13 protein-coding genes are annotated in these 16,726 nt (G+C 69.0%); 6 read left to right on the top strand and 7 right to left on the bottom strand.

Annotation, left to right across the window (positions count from 1 at the left end; translation table 11 throughout):
• Positions 1–38: 38 nt before the first annotated feature.
• Genes CHC08_RS41665 through CHC08_RS41655 form a run of 3 tightly spaced genes read right to left on the bottom strand, consistent with a single transcriptional unit; the run spans position 39 to position 2,688 of the window.
• Positions 39–1,370 carry an alpha/beta fold hydrolase gene (locus CHC08_RS41665; protein WP_143653580.1) on the bottom strand — a complete coding sequence of 444 codons (1,332 nt, stop codon included), beginning with the start codon at positions 1,368–1,370 and terminating at the stop codon, positions 39–41.
• Positions 1,367–2,329 carry a threonine ammonia-lyase gene (locus tag CHC08_RS41660; RefSeq protein ID WP_089212908.1) on the bottom strand — a complete coding sequence of 321 codons (963 nt, stop codon included), beginning with the start codon at positions 2,327–2,329 and terminating at the stop codon, positions 1,367–1,369. The genes CHC08_RS41665 and CHC08_RS41660 overlap by 4 nt, the downstream gene beginning before the upstream one ends.
• Entirely contained in the window at positions 2,326–2,688 is a 363-nt protein-coding gene (locus CHC08_RS41655) for a RidA family protein (RefSeq protein WP_089212907.1), read from the bottom strand. The genes CHC08_RS41660 and CHC08_RS41655 overlap by 4 nt, the downstream gene beginning before the upstream one ends.
• Positions 2,689–2,798: 110 nt before the next feature.
• Between CHC08_RS41655 and CHC08_RS41650 the strand changes: the two genes are divergently transcribed.
• Together CHC08_RS41650 and CHC08_RS52645 are read left to right on the top strand one after the other, a co-directional pair.
• Positions 2,799–4,352, top strand: coding sequence for a PucR family transcriptional regulator (locus CHC08_RS41650; protein ID WP_143653578.1), 1,554 nt, complete (start codon positions 2,799–2,801; stop codon positions 4,350–4,352).
• A gap of 15 nt (positions 4,353–4,367) precedes the next feature.
• Positions 4,368–4,493, top strand: coding sequence for a hypothetical protein (locus CHC08_RS52645; RefSeq protein ID WP_275937246.1), 126 nt, complete (start codon positions 4,368–4,370; stop codon positions 4,491–4,493).
• 353 nt (positions 4,494–4,846) lie between these two features.
• Here CHC08_RS52645 and rph read toward each other — a convergent pair whose 3' ends face one another.
• Positions 4,847–7,606 (bottom strand): rifamycin-inactivating phosphotransferase, encoded by a 2,760-nt coding sequence (gene rph, locus CHC08_RS41645; protein WP_245878895.1) that lies wholly within the window; start codon positions 7,604–7,606, stop codon positions 4,847–4,849.
• A 405-nt stretch (positions 7,607–8,011) separates the two neighbouring features.
• Here rph and CHC08_RS48940 point away from each other — a divergent pair, with 405 nt between their 5' ends.
• Complete coding sequence (locus CHC08_RS48940) at positions 8,012–8,251, top strand: hypothetical protein (protein ID WP_143653577.1); 240 nt, start codon at positions 8,012–8,014, stop codon at positions 8,249–8,251.
• Between the two features lie 351 nt (positions 8,252–8,602).
• On the opposite strand, the gene CHC08_RS41625 is transcribed toward CHC08_RS48940, so the two are convergent.
• On the bottom strand, positions 8,603–9,805 hold the full coding sequence (locus tag CHC08_RS41625) for a hypothetical protein (protein WP_143653576.1): 1,203 nt from the start codon (positions 9,803–9,805) through the stop codon (positions 8,603–8,605).
• A 631-nt stretch (positions 9,806–10,436) separates the two neighbouring features.
• Between CHC08_RS41625 and CHC08_RS41615 the strand changes: the two genes are divergently transcribed.
• A complete protein-coding gene (locus CHC08_RS41615; protein WP_245878894.1) occupies positions 10,437–11,903 on the top strand; it encodes a hypothetical protein in 1,467 nt (488 codons plus the stop codon).
• 150 nt (positions 11,904–12,053) lie between these two features.
• Here CHC08_RS41615 and CHC08_RS41610 read toward each other — a convergent pair whose 3' ends face one another.
• Positions 12,054–12,902: a CU044_5270 family protein gene (locus CHC08_RS41610; RefSeq protein WP_089212900.1), complete on the bottom strand. Its 849-nt coding sequence runs from the start codon at positions 12,900–12,902 to the stop codon at positions 12,054–12,056.
• A complete protein-coding gene (locus CHC08_RS41605) occupies positions 12,895–13,467 on the bottom strand; it encodes an RNA polymerase sigma factor (protein ID WP_089212899.1) in 573 nt (190 codons plus the stop codon). Before CHC08_RS41605 ends, CHC08_RS41610 begins: the two co-directional genes overlap by 8 nt.
• Before the next feature lie 473 nt (positions 13,468–13,940).
• Between CHC08_RS41605 and CHC08_RS41595 the strand changes: the two genes are divergently transcribed.
• Positions 13,941–15,158, top strand: a complete 1,218-nt coding sequence (locus CHC08_RS41595) for a hypothetical protein (protein ID WP_179282512.1) — start codon at positions 13,941–13,943, stop codon at positions 15,156–15,158.
• Between the two features lie 473 nt (positions 15,159–15,631).
• On the top strand, positions 15,632–16,426 hold the full coding sequence (locus CHC08_RS41590) for an alpha/beta fold hydrolase (RefSeq protein ID WP_218825740.1): 795 nt from the start codon (positions 15,632–15,634) through the stop codon (positions 16,424–16,426).
• Positions 16,427–16,726: the final 300 nt, after the last annotated feature.

Genomic DNA, 16,726 nt, shown 5'->3' with positions numbered 1-16,726 from the left:
AGAGGCTCAGGTCACAGAGCCGGGTCGAAGGCTCACGATCACGGAGCCGGGTCGAAGGTGAAGTCCAGCCGCACGTCCGTCAGCGTCACCGGGCGGCCGTGCATGAAGTCCCTGATCGCGTCGAAGACCTCGGGCATGTTGTGCACCGTCTGGTGCGCGGCGTTCTCGGCGAGGATGAGATGACTGTCGGAGAAACCCCCCATGACGGCGCGTGCGTTGGTCTCCGGCGTACGCCCGTCGAGCGTGCCGTTCATGAACAGAGCCGGTACGGCGGAGCTGACCGGCTCCCTGAACGCGTCCCCCAGGTCCGGCCCGCCGATCGCCTGGCCGATGTGGGGGAAGGGGAAGTTCATCAGGTCGTCCAGGAGCGACGTCTCCCGCTCGATCCTCCGCAGCCGCTCCGCCGTGGCCCCCGAGGCGCAGTCCATGACCAGCGCCATCAGGTTGTCGACCGGTGCCGTCCGCATCTTCCTGACGTGCCCGGCCCACCAGGTGAAGTCGCCGGAATCCATGGCCAGGAAGAGCGCGGGAAGCATCTTCAGGAACGGGTGGAAGCCCATCCCCGTCGCGGTGAGGGCCTTGACGTCGAACTCCCCGATCACCAGCCCGTCGACCACGGCGGGTTCCTTGCCCAGGCGCTCGAACACCCTGCCCATCAGGTCCAGCAGGTCGGGCACCCGCCCGTCCAGCTCGGGCGCCGCCGCCGCGAGCTCGGCGAGCCTGCCCAGATGACGGTCGGTGGCACTCGGCAGCTTGTAGGTGTCGTCCGGTCCCTCGACCCCGTAGAGAAGACTGCGGTCGACCCGCTCGCCGTGCCGGCGGATCACCGACAGCGACAGGTGGGAGCCGTAGGAGCCTCCGGAGGTGCGGAAGGTGTCGTAGCCGAGCGCCTCCATCAGCGCCGCGACATCGTCGGCGTTCTCCTCGGTGGTGTAGCCGTCGAGGTCGGTGCCCCGCTCCCGCCAGAAGGCCACGGTCTCCGCCGCCTTGGCCAGGTGCTCGGCGAGATACTCCTCGCGGGTGACCAGCCGGTCCAGCGGCAGGTCGAGCCTGAGGGGACCGGTCAGGTTGGGCCGCGACAGCCCGACGCCGCGCTGGTCGAGGGCGATCACGTCGCCGAACTCCAGGAAGCACAGGTAGCGGTCGGGCTGCGACGCCCAGGTGCTCAACCCCGACCCGCCGGGGCCGCCCTCCAGGTAGACCAGCGGCGGCCCGGGGTTGGGAGAGGTGCTCCGGATACGGGCGAAGGCCAGTTCGATCGTCCTGGATCCGTCCACGCGGCGGTTCTCGGGTACGGCGAACCACCCGGCCTCACAGGGGACCCGGGTGCGGCCGTCGTTGCTGATCAGGACGTGCGGATGGATTCTCAAGAGATCACTCCTTCGGCGAGCAGTCGCCAGTTGACGTTGCTTCCCGACAGCAGCAGCCCGGTGCGGGCGCCGTCGCGCAGCTCGCGGTGGACCGACAGCGCTGCCAGGCCCACCGCGGCCGACGGCTCGACGACGACCCGCAGCGCGCGGACCATCTCACCCAGCGCGGTGTGGATGGCCTCCTCGCCGACGGTGAGGACGCGCACCCCCGCGTCGGCGATGACCGCGAGGTTGACCTCGCCCGGTTTCGGGGCGGTGAGGCCGTCGGCGACGGTGGAGATCGATGGCGGCGCGACGGGCCGCCCGGCCGCGAGCGAGCGCACGATGCCGTCGGCGCCCGACGGCTGCACCCCGACGATCTCGACGGACGAGCCCGTCGTACGGGCCGCCATGATCGCACCGGCCAGCAGCCCGCCGCCCGAGCACGGCACCAGCAGACGCTGCAGGTCGGGATGGTCCTCCAGCAGTTCGAGCGTCGCGGTCGCCGCACCCGCGATGACCATGGGGTCGTCGAAGGGGTGCACGAAGGTCAGGCCACGCTCGGTCCGCAGGGCCTCGGCGCGTTCGAAGGCGACCGCCGAACCGGTGACGCCGTCCTTGACCACGGTCGCGCCGAGCGCCGCGACGGCGGCCAGCTTCTCGGGTACCGCCTTCTCCGGCATCACCACGGTGAGCTCGACCCCGAGTTCGCGGCAGGCGTGTGCCGCTCCCAGCGCCGCGTTGCCCGCGCTGACCGTGACGAGCCCGGCCGACAGCGCGCCGGGCGGCAGGGTCGTGATCCTGTACAGCGCGCCGCGCACCTTGAAGGAGCCGGTGAGCTGCAGGCACTCGGCCTTGGCCAGCGTCGGGCAGCCGGTCAGCGCGTCCAGGGCGGCCGAACCGAGCACGGGAGTGCGGACCACGCGGCCCAGCAGCGCGCTCCGTGCCCGCCGTACGTCATCGGTGGTCGGGAGCCTCACGACGCTCCGGACGAGGGCGGGTAGAAGGCGACGGCCTCGATCTCCACCAGCGCGCCCGGATGAAGCTGAACGCCGAAGGCGGAGCGGGCGGGGTAAGGCTGGGAGAAGTACTCCTCGTAGAGGGCGTTCAGCGCCGACCAGTCGGAGATCGAGGCCAGGAACACCTGGCACTTGACGACGTCGTCGCGGCTCAGGCCGTGCTCGGCGAGTACGGCGTCCAGGTTGGCCAGCGCCTGCCGCGTCTGCGCGTCGAGACCTTCGGGGAGCGTGCCGTCGGGGTGGAAACCGAGCCGGCCCGAGACGAAGAGCAGGTCACCGGCTCGCCGGGCGGAGGAGTACGGAGCAGGAGGTCTAGGCATGTCAGGGACTGTAATCGCGCCCGGCGGCCATGCGTCTCGTGCTTCCGGCCAGACTTCGGACCCGGCTGTCGGACTATCCGCAGAACGGACTGGTTGTTGCCATGAATCAGATGACGATTCCCCAGATTTCCCCGATTCCCCCGATGAGCCTGCGGTGGGTCGCCGAGCATGCCCGCCTTGACGTGCTGGCCGCCCCGCACGGCCTGGACGTGGAGGTCGGCGCTCCCACCATCCTCGACCCGTCGGCGGGTGCGGTTGTGCTGGCCGTCGGAGTGGACACGCCCTCGGCCAGAACCGAACTGCTGCGCGCGCTCGGCGTCGCGGGCGCGGCGGCGGCCGTCTTCCGGCCACCGGTGGAGCCGGGCACGCTCACGGAGGCCGAGCGGGCCGGGGTCGCGCTGCTGACCGCCGATCACACGCTCTCCTGGGGCCGCCTCCACACCTCGCTGCAGGCCGCGTCCGACCTCGGGCCGCACGAGCCGCTCGACGACCTGTTCCAGCTGGCCGACACCGTCGCCGCCACCGTCGGCGGCGCCACCACGATCGAGGATCCGCACAATCGCGTCCTGGCCTACTCCAACCTCGGCCATCCCACCGATCCGCCCAGGCGGCAGGTCATCCTGGAGCGGCGGGTGCCGGGGGAGTGGGTCAGGAACCTGCGGGACGCCGGAGTGTTCCACCGCTTGTGGAGGAGTGAGGAGGTGGTGAAGGTCGCGGCCTTCGACGCCCCCGGTTACCGCCCCCGGCTCGCCGTCGCCGTGCGGGCCGGAGGCGAGCCACTGGGCAGCGTCTGGGTCGTGGAGGGCGACCGGCCACTGGGCGTCGAGGCCGAACGCGCGCTGCGCTCGGCCGCCGACCTCGTCGCACTCGACCTGCTCAGCTCCCGCGCCGCGACCCATGCCCGCGGACGCGGGGACGCCGCCCTGCTCGCCGTACTCGACGGCCGCGCGGCGAGTCTGCTCACCAGGGAGGCCCTGGGCATGGCCCCGGTGGGCGCGATGGCCGTCATCGCCTTCGCCCCCGAGAGCTCGGGCATGGACGGCTCGGCCGAGGAGGTCGCCGCCGCGCGGCGCGTCGCCGACTTCGTCACGCTCACGGCCGCCGCCTACCACCGCCGCGTGTCCTGTGCGGTGAGTGGCGGGCGCGCCTACGCGCTGGTGAGCGACGTGGACCTGGCGCGCGAACTCGCCGGAAAGGTGGTCGATCGCGCGACGGCGACCCTGCGGCCGGCCGTGCGCGCGGGCATCGGCGCCGCCGTGAGCGACCTGACCGAGGTCGTCGCCTCCCGCCGCGAGGCGGACCAGGTGCTCAACCTGCTGGTGGGCAGGGCGGGACCCGCCGTCGCGGGGATCGACGACGTGCGGGCGAGGGTCACGATCGAGCGGCTGCGCGGCCTCCTGCGGGAGCATCCGGAGTTCCACGGGCTGAGCGAGGGCAGACTCGCCGCACTCGCCACCCAGGACGCGGAGAAGGGCACCTCCTGGGTGGCGACCGTCCGGGCCTACCTCGACGCCTTCGGCGACGTCGCCGTGGCCGCCGATCGCGTCGGCGTGCACCCCAACACCTTCCGATACCGCCTCAAGCGCATCAACGAGGTCTTCGGCCTGGATCTGTCCGACCCCGACGAGCGGCTGGTCGTCACCCTGCGGCTACGACTTGCTTGACGGCCGGCGCCATCCGTGCGGTTCGGGCACGTCGACCACGACCCGGCGGACCGGGGTGAGACGATCGAAGGGGAGCTGGTCAGGGCGGGTTTCGTCCAGGCCGACGCGCCCGAGGGGTTCCTCGCCTGGCGGCTCGCCTGAGATCAGGCGGGCGCGGCACCGCTGCCCCTGCAACGTGCTGAACCGATGTCTGACGCTCCGATGCTGGAGGCGTCGCACATTGTCGCGGTGAGCACGTACTCGCGGTAGCCGCTGCCGTCCGAGGCCGGCTCGCCGAGCCCAGCGAAGTGGTGTATGAGCCGGCCCGCGCGTGATCCTGTTTCTGCAGGTCAGCGGTAAGCGTCTGCGGCAAGTGCCACGCCCACCGGCTGGGGAAACTCATACACCATCTCCGTGGACGCAACCCGCGTTGCAGGCGGCGGTCGTGGGGTGGTCATCGACTGCCTGGCGTTGTTCGGCCGGAAGCTACGGGTGGGGCTTCCCTGTGTGGTCGGTCAAGGCAGGATCTCGATGTACCCGTCGGTTCCGTGCACGCGGATCCGCTGCCCGTCCCGGATCAGCCGGGTGGCCTGCTCCACGCCCACGACGGCCGGCAGGCCGTACTCCCGGGCGATCACCGCACCATGGGTCATCAGGCCGCCCACCTCCGTCACCAGGCCCGCGATTCCGACGAACAGCGTCGACCAGCTGGGGTCCGTGAAGGTCGTGACCAGGATGTCGCCCGATTCGAGATCGGCATCCGCCATGTCCAGGATGACGCGGGCCCTTCCCTCGATGGTCCCGGCGGAAACCGGCAGGCCGACCAGGGCGCCGTCCGGCACGTCGTCGCGCCGGTACGCCCCCGTGACGGCCTCGCCATCCGAGGTGAGCACCCGGGGCGGTGTGAGCGCGTGGTACGACCGGAACGCGTCCTTGCGCCGCCGGATGAGCCGGTCATCCACCTGGTTCGAGCGCACGACGTCGTGGAGTTCCTGGAACGTGAGGTAGAAGACGTCCTCCTTCTCAGAAAGCACGTCGGCCTGCACGAGGCGCTCGGCCTCCTCCAGCAGGGCCTGCTTGTAGACGAAATAGCGGCTGACGATGCCGTACTTCGGATACTCCCGGTACCCGATGAAGGTTCTGACCTGGTCGATCATCCGCTTGGCCTCGTCGGCTTTCCGGTCCCCGTCCGGCAGGTCCCGCAAGCGTGCCAGCACGTCCTGTTCCTTCTTCTGCGCCTTCTGCCGCCCTTGCTCGAAGCGCCGCTCGGCGGCGCCCGGCTCGAAGTTCCTGACGTTGTCGAGGATCGCGGGCACGAGCGTGGTGGGGCGCTCGCGCCAACGTGGCCTCGTGATGTCGATCTCGCCGACGCAGCGCATGCCGTACAGGTCGAGGTAGGCCTCTATGGCGTCGCGCGCTTCGGTCCCGCCCGCGAGCTTCGCCAGTTCGTCCAGGAAGCCCTCGTCCTCGACGCCCTGCAGGAACGCCACCACCTCCGCATGCGGGCGGATCACGTCCGCGACGTCGAGCAGCGCCAGCCCCATCTCCGACGTGACGTTGCCGGGGGCGGACAGCGTGAGGGTGTCAGCCGCGTTCTTCTCGCCCAGCCACTCCTGCAGCTTGTCGTTGAGCCACCACGTGGCGTCCATCCCCGCCATGATCGCCTGAAAGTTCAGCGGATCACCGAGAACTCGCTTGTGCTCCTCGAAGGCCTCCAGCAGGAAGTCGAACAGCGCCGGTCCTGTCTTCGTCCGGATGTCGCGCCCCAGGGCGGCGATGGACACCTGGCTGCGCTCGATCAGCTCGGTGACGATGGCCGGATCGGCCTCGATCGGGGCGGACGCACCGCCGGCCGGCGGCCCGCCGGGACCCGCGTCCGGGAGCGACGGGACGAAGTCGTCGCGGTCGAGGACAGTCTCCAGAGCGTCCCTGATCAGCGGATCGCCTCTCCCCATGACCTCCAGGAGGCCGGCGCGGCTCGCGGGCGAGGCCAGACGCGGGGTGACGTCGACGAACAGCCTCCCGCCGGCCTCGTGCATCGGCACCATGGCCGTCAGCTGCCACATGGAGAACCCCAGGGGCTTCATGGGGTCGGTCATCATCTGCCCATGGCCGACGGAGACGTAGACGTGATTCTCCTGGTCGCCGGACTCGGGGATGGGGAACAGCGTCGTGATCGGCCGGCTCTGAACGATCTGGAAGTCGTCATCGACCAGACACCATTCGATGTCCTGCGGGCGGCCGAAGTGCGCCTCGATCCGCCGCCCGAGCCGCACGAGCCGCATGACCTGCGCATCCGTCAACGCCGGCTGCTCCTGCCGTTCCGGGGCGATCGCCACTTCCTGCGTGCCGCCGGCCGGCAGGGCGTGAACGGCACGCTGTTTGGCGGCGATCGTCCTGGCGACGATCCCGCCGTCGCGCACCTTGAAGACGTCCGGGTTCACCAGGCCGGAGACCAGGGCCTCGCCGAGGCCGAAGCCGGCGTCCACGGTGGCGACCTTCCGGTTGCCCGTGACGGGGTCGGCCGTGAACAGGATGCCGGCCGCATGCGGGAAGACCATCCGCTGCACGACCACGGCCATGTCGACCGTACGGTGGCCGAAGCCGTTCCGCAGGCGGTAGGTCACGGCCCGCTCGGTGAACAGCGACGCCCAGCACCGGCTGACGTGGCGCAGGACCGCCGCGGGCCCCATGACGTTGAGATACGTGTCCTGCTGACCGGCGAAGGAGGCCGTCGGCAGGTCCTCCGCCGTCGCGCTGGATCGGACGGCGTAGGCGGCTTGCTCGCCGAGCTGGGCGAGCGCGTGGGTGATCGCCGCCGCGAGATCGTCAGGGAGGGCGATCCCTTCGATGGTCCGGCGGATCTCCGCGCTGAGCGTGCGGATCCCGTCCCGGTCGTCCGGGTTCAGGTGCGACAGCTCATCGAGCCGATCGTCGATCGACGGCGCCTCCGCCATGATCCGGCGGAAGGCGTCCGTCGTCACGCAGAACCCGGCCGGCACGCGGATGCCTTCGATCCGCGACAGCCCGCCCAGGTGCGCGCCCTTGCCGCCGACGACCGCGACCTGCGTCTCGTCGACCTCTTGAAGATCCACCACGTACTGCTCGATCACTGCGATACCTCCGAGGCAGCCGTGCTCCGTCGCACCGCACTGGTTGGTCGGGTCACCTGCGTCCCAAGCTCTGTCGAGCCTCTTGTCGCGTACGTCCTCATCCCTGGTCGCCTTCCCTCTGACGAGCCGGCCGGCCGCTCCGCCCAGTCCGGCGGCGCGCACCCCCGAGCCTCCGCCCCGAACGCCCGCAAGCGCACCGCCGGTCCCACCACTGGTTCGACGTCACCGCGTCCCCCATCCGTCGACAACAACACCCGCACGTCGTGCCCCCGTTTCCGCAGGTTGTGGCCTCGGCCGACGATTCTGCGCCACGACCCGGGTCTTGCCGCAAGCCCCCCGGTGCGCTATATCTTGGTAGTGGCAGGGAGAGGAATCTCCTTGCCTTTGCCTTTTGGCGTCACAGAGCGCGTAGGCGTCCGCTGGATCTTCCTCATCCAGGTTCACGAGTGTGTTCCAGGTCGAAGAGGGCGAGTCATTGCACGGCGATCCACCTTATGAGGGAACGTCTATCTACCGGTCTCGTCCAATTCGTTGCTACCAGCGCTGCGACTTCGTAAATTCGGGGACGTGAAGACACACGTAGTACAAATCCTCGTCCCTCAGCCCTCGGCCTGGTACAAGAACCCGAACAGCACGGGTGCCCAGGGCGGTTGCAGCCAGCACGGCACTCCCCCGTGTCACGAGGACATCGTCGCGAGCGTCATTCTTGCCAATGCTGCTAGCGACCATATCCAGTGGGCCGTCTGCCAGCGTGGCCTCCAAGAACTCGACGCCAATCATTCATTTCCCGAGGAAAACACCATCTGACGCTCCATAAGCAATGGCATATGCTTCACCAGTGGCGTCTGCCCTGCTCAGGGCAACTTCAACCGCGCCTTCGAGGCGCACTGACGCAAGGCGGACGTGCCCAACATCCGCGTCACGACACCCGGCACACTTGTGCCTCACTCCTGGCCGTGCTCGACGTTCACCCCCGGGTGGCGATGCGCATTCTGCGGCACTCGCAGATATCGATGACTACGGACATCTACGCGCAGATCCCAAACCCAGAAACGAAGGCAGCACTCGATCGGCTGAATCAGTAATTGGATGGCGATCGCTGATTCACTCGCTTCGGCGAGCAGTTCCGCATCAAAAGGCCTCGCCGACGCCGAGGCCTTATCCGGTGGTCGTCTCCAGGACCGGATCGGCCGCGAGGTGTCGGGCTCTCAGTAGTGGGACGGCGGCGGCGAGCGTGGCGAACGTGGCGAGGGCCAGGCCGGGGAGTAGGACCAGCGGTGTGGGCGTGGAGCCGCCGAACTCGGCGAGCCAGTGGACGGGCGCCCCCAGCAGGTTTCCCAGGATGTCGGCTAGGCCGGTAAGCCCGAGTAGCAGTCCGCCCACCCGGCCGAGCAGCCGTTCGGGCGTGATCGCCTGGCGGTGGCTGAGCAGAGCGATGGCGACGACGATCGTTCCGGTCAACGGGACGAACTCTCCGATCGTGTACCAGAGCTGTCCCCAGTCCGTACCGGACAGCGCGAGCAGCAGGATGAACGGCTGGCTCACCAGCACGGCCCACCAGGCCAGCCGGAAGGCGCCGAGCCTCCGGTGGAGCAGCACGGACAGCAACGCCCCCAGCAAAGGCGCGCTGTAGAGCGGCACCGTGACCGACCACCAGTAGAACTCGCTCAGTGACGCGTCTCTCTCCGCCGCGTCCATCACCGCGTTCCGTGCCTCGTCCGTCGCCTCGTCGACGAGTTCCGCGAACAGTGCCGACACCACCAGATACAGGGTGATCGCTCGCAACACCGGTTGCTTCGCGGTGAAGCGGATCCCCTCCGCCATCTCCCGCCACAGCCCCGCCCTGGGAGGCGGTGGCGCCTCGGTGGCGTCGACGCCGCGAAACAGCAACGTCGCCCCGGCCATCGCCACGCTGACGACGACCAGAAACGCGAATTCGCTCCCGTCCAGTAAGGACAGAATCGCTGCCAGACCGAGAAGGAGGGCCTGCGGCAACACCGACAGCAACGCGTTCGCCGGAACCAGGCGTCCACGCCCGACGATGGACGGCAGGTAGGCGTCCTGGCCGACCGGTGTCACCGCTGCCAGAGCGGCCATCACCGTCATCACCGCGAGGGCGTGCGGCCCGCCGGCCGCGCCCAGACCGTCTGCCACCGTGACGGAGGCCACCGCCACCATCCCCAGCAGGGCCATCACCACCAGGACGGACCGACGGCGCCGCACTCGGTCAATCAGCACTCCGAGGGGCAGCCCCAACAGAACAGGCACGAGATTCTCTGCGGCCCAGTCGAGGACGACCACATTGCGAAAATCCATCGCTGACTGCGGACCGTCTAGCAGCAGGGCCGGCTTGGCGAACATAAAAGCGATGGTGAGAGTGGCGGCGGCGAGGCTGAAGATCAGGAACCGCCGCGATCGTAATGAGCCGGGGGTGGTCATCCGGACATCATTTCCATGATCGTCCTAGCGTCGCAAATCACAGTGAAGATCTGCTGAACGCGGCCACGATTGCGGCCGCCACCTGGCGGTCACTCGATCACGGTGGAGGGCAAGACCCGAGCCTGCGGCTCCCCCTCCAAGGCCGCGAGCGCGGTTACTGCATCCCGGCCAACGGCTGGGCCGCGGTCGACCGCTCCCCGGCAGCGGTCGCCGTCGCCCCCGATGCCGTTTGCGCCAACGGTCCGCGTAGGGCAGGCCGCCCAGGCCGCGGTGGCGACCTCGGCGTCTACGATCCGCTCGAGCCGCTCCGAAGTGTCACGGATGCTCCGGTCGAAGGTGCGGGCGGGAGGATTCGCCGAGGTCCGGGACGCTCATCGGTCTACTTCCGGCTGCGCCAGTGCCGGTACAAACCCTGGCCACCCGTGTGAGGCCGAGGCGGCCTCCCACTCGAACCCATCCGGGTCGGTGAAGGTTCCGGCATCGCTTTCGATGACAAGCCGGTGGGATCCGGTTCCGTCGGGAGAGACACCCGCGTTCTTGGCGGCGAAACGACGTGAGTAGATGGCGGGCCCGGTTCGACGCGGTGGCCGCCGACCTCCGCGCCGCCCTGGCGTGGGCGGCGAACGAGCAGGAGCAGCGCGCGGCCGCGTACGGACTGGCCCGACACCTGGCGGAGCTGACATTCACCCGCAACCTGGTCGGCGAGTCCCAGCAGCGCTATGAGCAGGCGGCCGCGCTCACGACCGACGCTGCCGCCATCGCGTCGATGCTCAGGCACGCCGCGGCCGTGGCCGGCTGCCGGACGCGTGGTGATGACATGTACCGCCTGCACCGCGCCGCTGCCGACGCCGCCCTTCGATCAGGGGACAACGCCGGTGCCGCCGCCGACCTGGCGACCGCCGTCACCAACGCCTACCGATTCTCGAGCACGTTCGTGAGAATCCCGCGCCCGCAGGAGGCGATCGAGTTGATCACCCGGGCGCGGGAACTGGCCGGCGACGATCCGGCTGCCCAGGCGGCGGTGGCGCTGGCCGAGGCCGGGGTGCTCACCGACGCCTTCGGTGCCGCTCAGGGCCCATCCGACAACGCCGTGCCGGAAACGATCGCGCGCGCCGAGCGGGCGGTCGAGCTCGCCGGCCGTACCGGCGACCCGCTCATCGAGTCCGCCGCGTTCGACGCGCTCATCACCGCCCAGAGCTGGGCCGGGGACACCTTCGGCACCGCCGCCACGGCCCGGCGCCGGATCATGCTGCTCTCCTCCACACCGAGTACTCCGATCGGCACCCACGAGCTGATCGACGCGCTCGGCATGGCCGCGCAGACCAGCCTCGGCTCGGGGGATCTGCTGGGCGCCCGCCGGTGGGCACGACAGCTCGCCGAGCATCCGTCGCTGGCCGAGGTCGGCCACCGTGCCACGAGTTGGCTGCTGGTCGCCGACGCGCTGGCGGGCAACGTCGACGAGGTGGTCACCGGCAGCACCCTGTTCCTCGACGCGTGGCAGCGAGCCGGCCGCCCGGCCACGTCGGCCCTCGGCCCAGCGGCAGCAGCGGTTGAGATGATCCACGACCTCCGTGACGATCACGACGCCGCGCGCGAATGGCGGGCGGTCTCGGATCAGCTCGGCGACTCACCGGAGCGCACCTACGGATACGGGGCCGTCTTCGACGCGATGAGGATGCTCCACCGCGGGCAAGCCGAGAAGGCCCTGGAGCGAATGGCGCCCGAGCCCGGCGAGGTCTGGAAGTGGGTCACCTGGATCTGGCTCCACTGGTACGTGGCGCTACGCGCCGAAACCGCCGTACTCGCCGGAAGCCCCGACGCCCGCAATCGCCTGGCCGACGCCCGGACCATCACAGCCGGCAACCAGGTCGCCGGCGCCATCGTGGAACGGGCCGAAGCACTGCTCGCTGGTGACCGGGAGAAGCTGCTCGCCACCGCGGCGACGTTCGATGCCGCCGGCTGCCGCTACCAGACGGCGCGGACCATGGTGCTCGCGGGCGGGGACCACGCCCCTCCGTGACGAGGCCGTACTCGCCGACTTCGGCCTCGCCCCGATGACCCTCCCCCGACACCTGTGATGACCTCTCCTGCTTAGCGATCTCATATAGCAAGGCCCCCAGTGCGTGGAAGCGGGATGCGGCGAGGTCTCCGGCCGCCGTCGGCTCAGGCGTTACCGAGGAGGCTGGTCCGTCCAGCCAGCGGTCACCCAGATGAATCTCTCGCTCAACATCACGCTTCCGTCGTTGCCGGGGAGATAGGTGGTGCGCGTCACTTGAGCGGTCTCGGGATCGACGACCAGCTTGATCTCCCACCCGATATCAGGATCGGGAAACCGCAGCTCCTGCCCGCCTTCGACCGCGCCCGTGCTCTCGACTCCCGGAATCGTGGCGAGTGCCCGGAACGCTGCGGAACGGACCTCCGGCGGCGTCGGCAACTCCGAGATCAGCGTGACAAGCGAAAAGAGAGGGTCACCTCGCTGCTCAGATGCGGTCATGGCGCTCTCACGCCCCTGAAGCCCGGTGAGCCGCGCTTTCAACGCCTCGGGATCTGCCGGCAGCCTTTCGAGGTCCTCGATGCTCACCTCGGCTCCCTTGAGCATGAGCGGGTCCGGGTCTGGTACGACGACGCCGGGAGGGTTGCCCGGATCCCCCACGGACCAGCGCCGGCCGTCGCGCGTGATCCAGCTCTCCTGACGCGAACTGTCCACATCCCGCACCTCACGTTTGACGTGCCAGTAGGTCCCGGAGCCTTGGGGCGTGCGTTCCGCGCTGGCAGCGGCCATGAGCAGCACCTCCCTGCCTGAGGTGGGTACGCCGGCGGGCTTGATCACGCCCGTGACGAGCACGGCGACGACCGCCGCGGCGGCGGTGGCCAGGGTGAGCGCGGGTACAAGCCACCCGATCCGCCGCCGCGCGCGGCCTCGCATCCGGTCCTGGAGTCGGCCTCTGCTGCGAGTGATCGCCTCAGCGGGCGGCTCAGGCTTGGTCAGCAGGGTGGCGAGTGCGTTCAGGTCATCCATGGGCGGTCTCCTTGTCGATGAGAGCGTGGATTTTCACGCGCGCTCGGCTGAGCCTGGAGCCCACCGTGCCGGCGGCGATGCCGAGCGCCTGGGCCACTTCGTCGTAGCTGAGCTGGCCCAGGGCCACGAGCAGCAGAACATCGCGCTCGCCGCCGGACAACGCGGCGAGTGCCTTCGCCAGGTGCGGCTGCATGCGCTGAGCAGCGACGGAGTCGACGACCTGGTTCTCGTGGCCTTCTACAACGGGTTCCGGGCCGAGCCGGGCCAGCGCCCTGTAGTGGCGTTTCTCCTTGCGCCGGTGCCTGGCGATCAGATTGGTGGCGAAGCCGAACAGCCAGGGCCGCAGGCCCCCGCGTTCCGGGTCGAACCGGTCGCGCTTGTCGAAGGCCAGCAGGAACGTCTCGGCCGTGATGTCCTCGGCGATCTGCGCGTCCAGCCGACCCGCCACATACAGGTAGATGTCGCGGTAGTAGCGGTCGTGCACGGTGGTGAACAGGTCAGGGTTGCGCCGATACCGGGCGACGAGTTCGGCGTCGGTCACTTGTTCGCCCACTTCGGCGATCAAGTCCTTATCTCCGACATAAGCCTGCCTTCCGGATGGTAGCTACGATCACCCATCCTTCGCCGCAAGCCAGGATCGTCTTCCCTCGGGCGTCCTACACCCGGCACGTGAGACATCAAGGTCCACGGTGCACCGGCCCGGACAAGGCAGTGTCACTGCTCGCGGGCCCCGGCCGGCTGCAACCATGCAAGTTCTGCGGCTACCCCGTAAGCCGCTCAACGAGAATCAGGGCGAGCGGCAGCGGTTTTCCTCATCCATCCTGCCGCCGTGGGCGCGTAAGACCCCGCGCATCACCGAGGTGTTGCCGCTGCGGTATCTGCACGGCCTGTCCTCGAACACCATCGGATCAGCTGAACCAGCGAGAAAACGTCACTGCGCGGTCATACTGCCGCCGTGGCGGCGCAAACTCCCCCTTATAGGACTTAAACCGACACGGCGGACACGGGTCGTCCGCCGGCGGATCACATGGAGTCGTCTTGGGAAGTTTCGCCAGAAGGAATTTCATCGCCGGGCTCGCCCTGGTCGGCGCGGCCGCGGCGGTGGCAACCGCGCAGGCGGCACCCGCGGCGGCGGCACCTGTGCATGCAGCACCCGCGCACGCGACACCTGCGCAGGCGGCACCCGCGCAGGCGGTCGAGACGTGGAAGCTCATCGGCAAGGACGTGTTCACCGGCGAGGCCGAGAGCTCGCGCGGCCAGGGCGTCACCACTGACGGCACTCACTGGTACTTCTCCAGCAGCAACGGGCTGGAGATCACGGACATGCAGTACAACACCATCTTCAAGCGCTCGCCGGCCATTCCGTCCGAATTGGCCAACCCCTCGCCGTTCGCCTACAAAGGCCTGAACCACATCGGCGACATCGACTACGCCAACGGCAAGCTCTACATCTCACTCGACACCAGCACGCGCGATACGGTCACCGGCGGCCGCTACGACACGCCGGTGTTCGCCGTCTACAACGCCGCCGATCTGAGCTTCACCGGCCAGGCCGCTGCCCTGAAGCCGCCGCACGGCGTGCAGGACATCGCAAGCTGGGTGGCCGTCGACACGGACAAGGGCCTCGCCTACGGCATGGCCTACGGCAACGCGACGGAAATCGCCGTCTACAACCTGCGCGACTGGACGTTCAACAGATACATCCCGCTGTCGCAGACGGTCGACCAGGCCCAGGGCGGCAAGATCCATGACGGCTGGATGTACTTCGCCTCGAACGACGCGGGGAAGAACATCTCCCGCGCCAACCTGACGACCGGCGAGGTCCAGGTGCTCTTCAATCTCAAGGTTCCCTACGCTCAAGAGGTCGAAGGCCTGTCGCTCCTGGAGACACCGGACGGTCTGACCCTCAACATCCTCAACCGGGAGCAGCCGGAGCCGAACGGTCCCAGCAACGTCACCTTCTACCACTATCGGCTGGAGCTGCCGGGCACGCCGGTCATCAAGGGCTCGCCGAAGGTCGGCGGATTCGTGACGGCCGACCCGGGCACGTGGACCCCGGATGCGAAGTTCAGCTACCAGTGGCTCGTGAACGGCAAGCCGGTGGCGGGCGCGACCGGGTCGCGGTTCCACCTCGTGGGAAAGTACCTCGGCGACACGGTGACCGTCCAGGTGACCGGCACGTGGGCCGACGGGACGTCGAGCACCGTCGAGTCCGGGCCGATGACGGTCGTGACCGGCTCCGGCGCGAAGAAGTGAGGGGTCACGACGTAGGCTGACCCCCGTTGTGGCGACGCAGCCGGGCCGCACTACCGGCGCGGCGCGGCCGAGTTCGAGCGCCGCATCCTGAGTCGCACGTATCCGCCCGGAGCGTTCCTGCCGCGCGTGCTCTCGCTCTCCCGGGAGTTCGGGGTCGCGCGGCACGGTCGCGCCTCCCACGATGGTCAACGGCGTCTCGCCCCGCTCGGATGGCTGATGTGGGTCGGTGGCGTGCGATCGTGTAAGGCGGTGTTGCTGTACGGGTTTCTGTACGGCAGCAGGAGCGATCATTCGCTTTCAAGCACAACCACCCTGGTCCCCCTCGCCGCCCTGAGATCAGCGGTCCCGTACGGCTGCCGCCGTGTGTGGGCAGTGGCCGGCGTCGCTGTCACCGTTGCCATGGTGCGGGCGGCCCGTACTCTGCTGGATCCGACGTCCTACATTCAGGCAGGTTCACGGTGAGGATGGGCAACGTGTGGTCGGAATTCACGGTCGTCCGCGACGGGGTCAGGCTGGTAGGCCGGGACTACGGCGGACCGGGACCGGCCGTACTGCTGCTGCACGGTCTGGCGGGTCACTGCGGAGAGTGGGACGCAACCGTCGAGTGGCTGCGGGAAGGACACCGCGTCGTCACTCTGGACCAGCGAGGCCACAGGCTGAGCGAGCGACGCCCGGCCGACACCTCACGGGACGCCTACGTCAACGATGCCGTCGCCGTCGTCGAGACGCTGGGGTCAAGCTCCGTCATCCTGGTGGGGCAATCCTTGGGCGGGCACACCGCGATGCTGGTCGCGGCGGCCCGCCCTGACCTGGTCCGGGCGCTGGTCCTGGTGGAGGCGGCTCCGGGCGATCCCGATCCCGACGGTCCCGCGAGGATCGGGCGGTGGCTGGACACCTGGCCTCTTCCCTTCGCTTCCCACGCCGCTGCGGCCGAGTTCTTCGGGGGTGGTCCGGTCGGCCTCGGGTGGGCGGATGGTCTGGAGTCACGGGCGGACGGCTGGCATGCCCGGTTCGACCGTGACGTGATGGTCGCGTCATTGAAGGAGAACGCCGAAAGGCCCTTCTGGACCGAATGGGCTCAGGTGCGCTGTCCCACGCTGGTCGTACTCGCCGAACACGGCATCATCCCTTCCCGGGATGTCGAGAGGATGGTCCGACAGCGTCCCTCGACGACAGTGGTCCGGGTTCCCGCCGCCGGCCATGACCTCCACCTCGAAGACCCCGTGAGCTTGCGAACCGCCATGGAAGCCTTCCTCCTCACTATCTGATCCGTAGATCCCCAAACGATGTCCAGGGACGTTCAGGCCGGTTCGCCGGGCAGGTCGCGAACGATCCGTCTGTTCGTATCAATCCGGCTCAGTCCAGGGGCGTACGGCTTGGTGGCTCCCAAGTTGGCTCCCAGAATCGGAGTGCCGACGGTTTTACAGCGGACCGCTGTTCTCGATTGTGCTGCGTCTCCGACCTCGTCATACGGACTCCGTCTCGGCATTGTCCAAGAAGATCATCCCGCGCATACCCGTGATACACCGTAGAACCACCCTCAGCACGACGGCGAGGTGTCCCATGCG

It is taken from the genome of Streptosporangium subroseum (genome assembly GCF_900188345.1).
GTDB lineage: Bacteria > Actinomycetota > Actinomycetes > Streptosporangiales > Streptosporangiaceae > Streptosporangium > Streptosporangium subroseum.
The sequence above is the reverse complement of the archived record's forward strand: the minus strand, read 5'-3'. Positions and strand labels throughout refer to the sequence as shown.

Excerpts from the sequence above, each read along its gene's own strand:
- CHC08_RS41650 (WP_143653578.1), top strand. The coding sequence starts at position 2,799 with ATGACGATTCCCCAGATTTCCCCGATTCCCCCGATGAGCCTGCGGTGG.
- CHC08_RS41655 (WP_089212907.1), bottom strand. The coding sequence starts at position 2,688 with ATGCCTAGACCTCCTGCTCCGTACTCCTCCGCCCGGCGAGCCGGTGAC.
- CHC08_RS41610 (WP_089212900.1), bottom strand. The coding sequence starts at position 12,902 with ATGGATGACCTGAACGCACTCGCCACCCTGCTGACCAAGCCTGAGCCG.
- CHC08_RS41625 (WP_143653576.1), bottom strand. The coding sequence starts at position 9,805 with ATGTTCGCCAAGCCGGCCCTGCTGCTAGACGGTCCGCAGTCAGCGATG.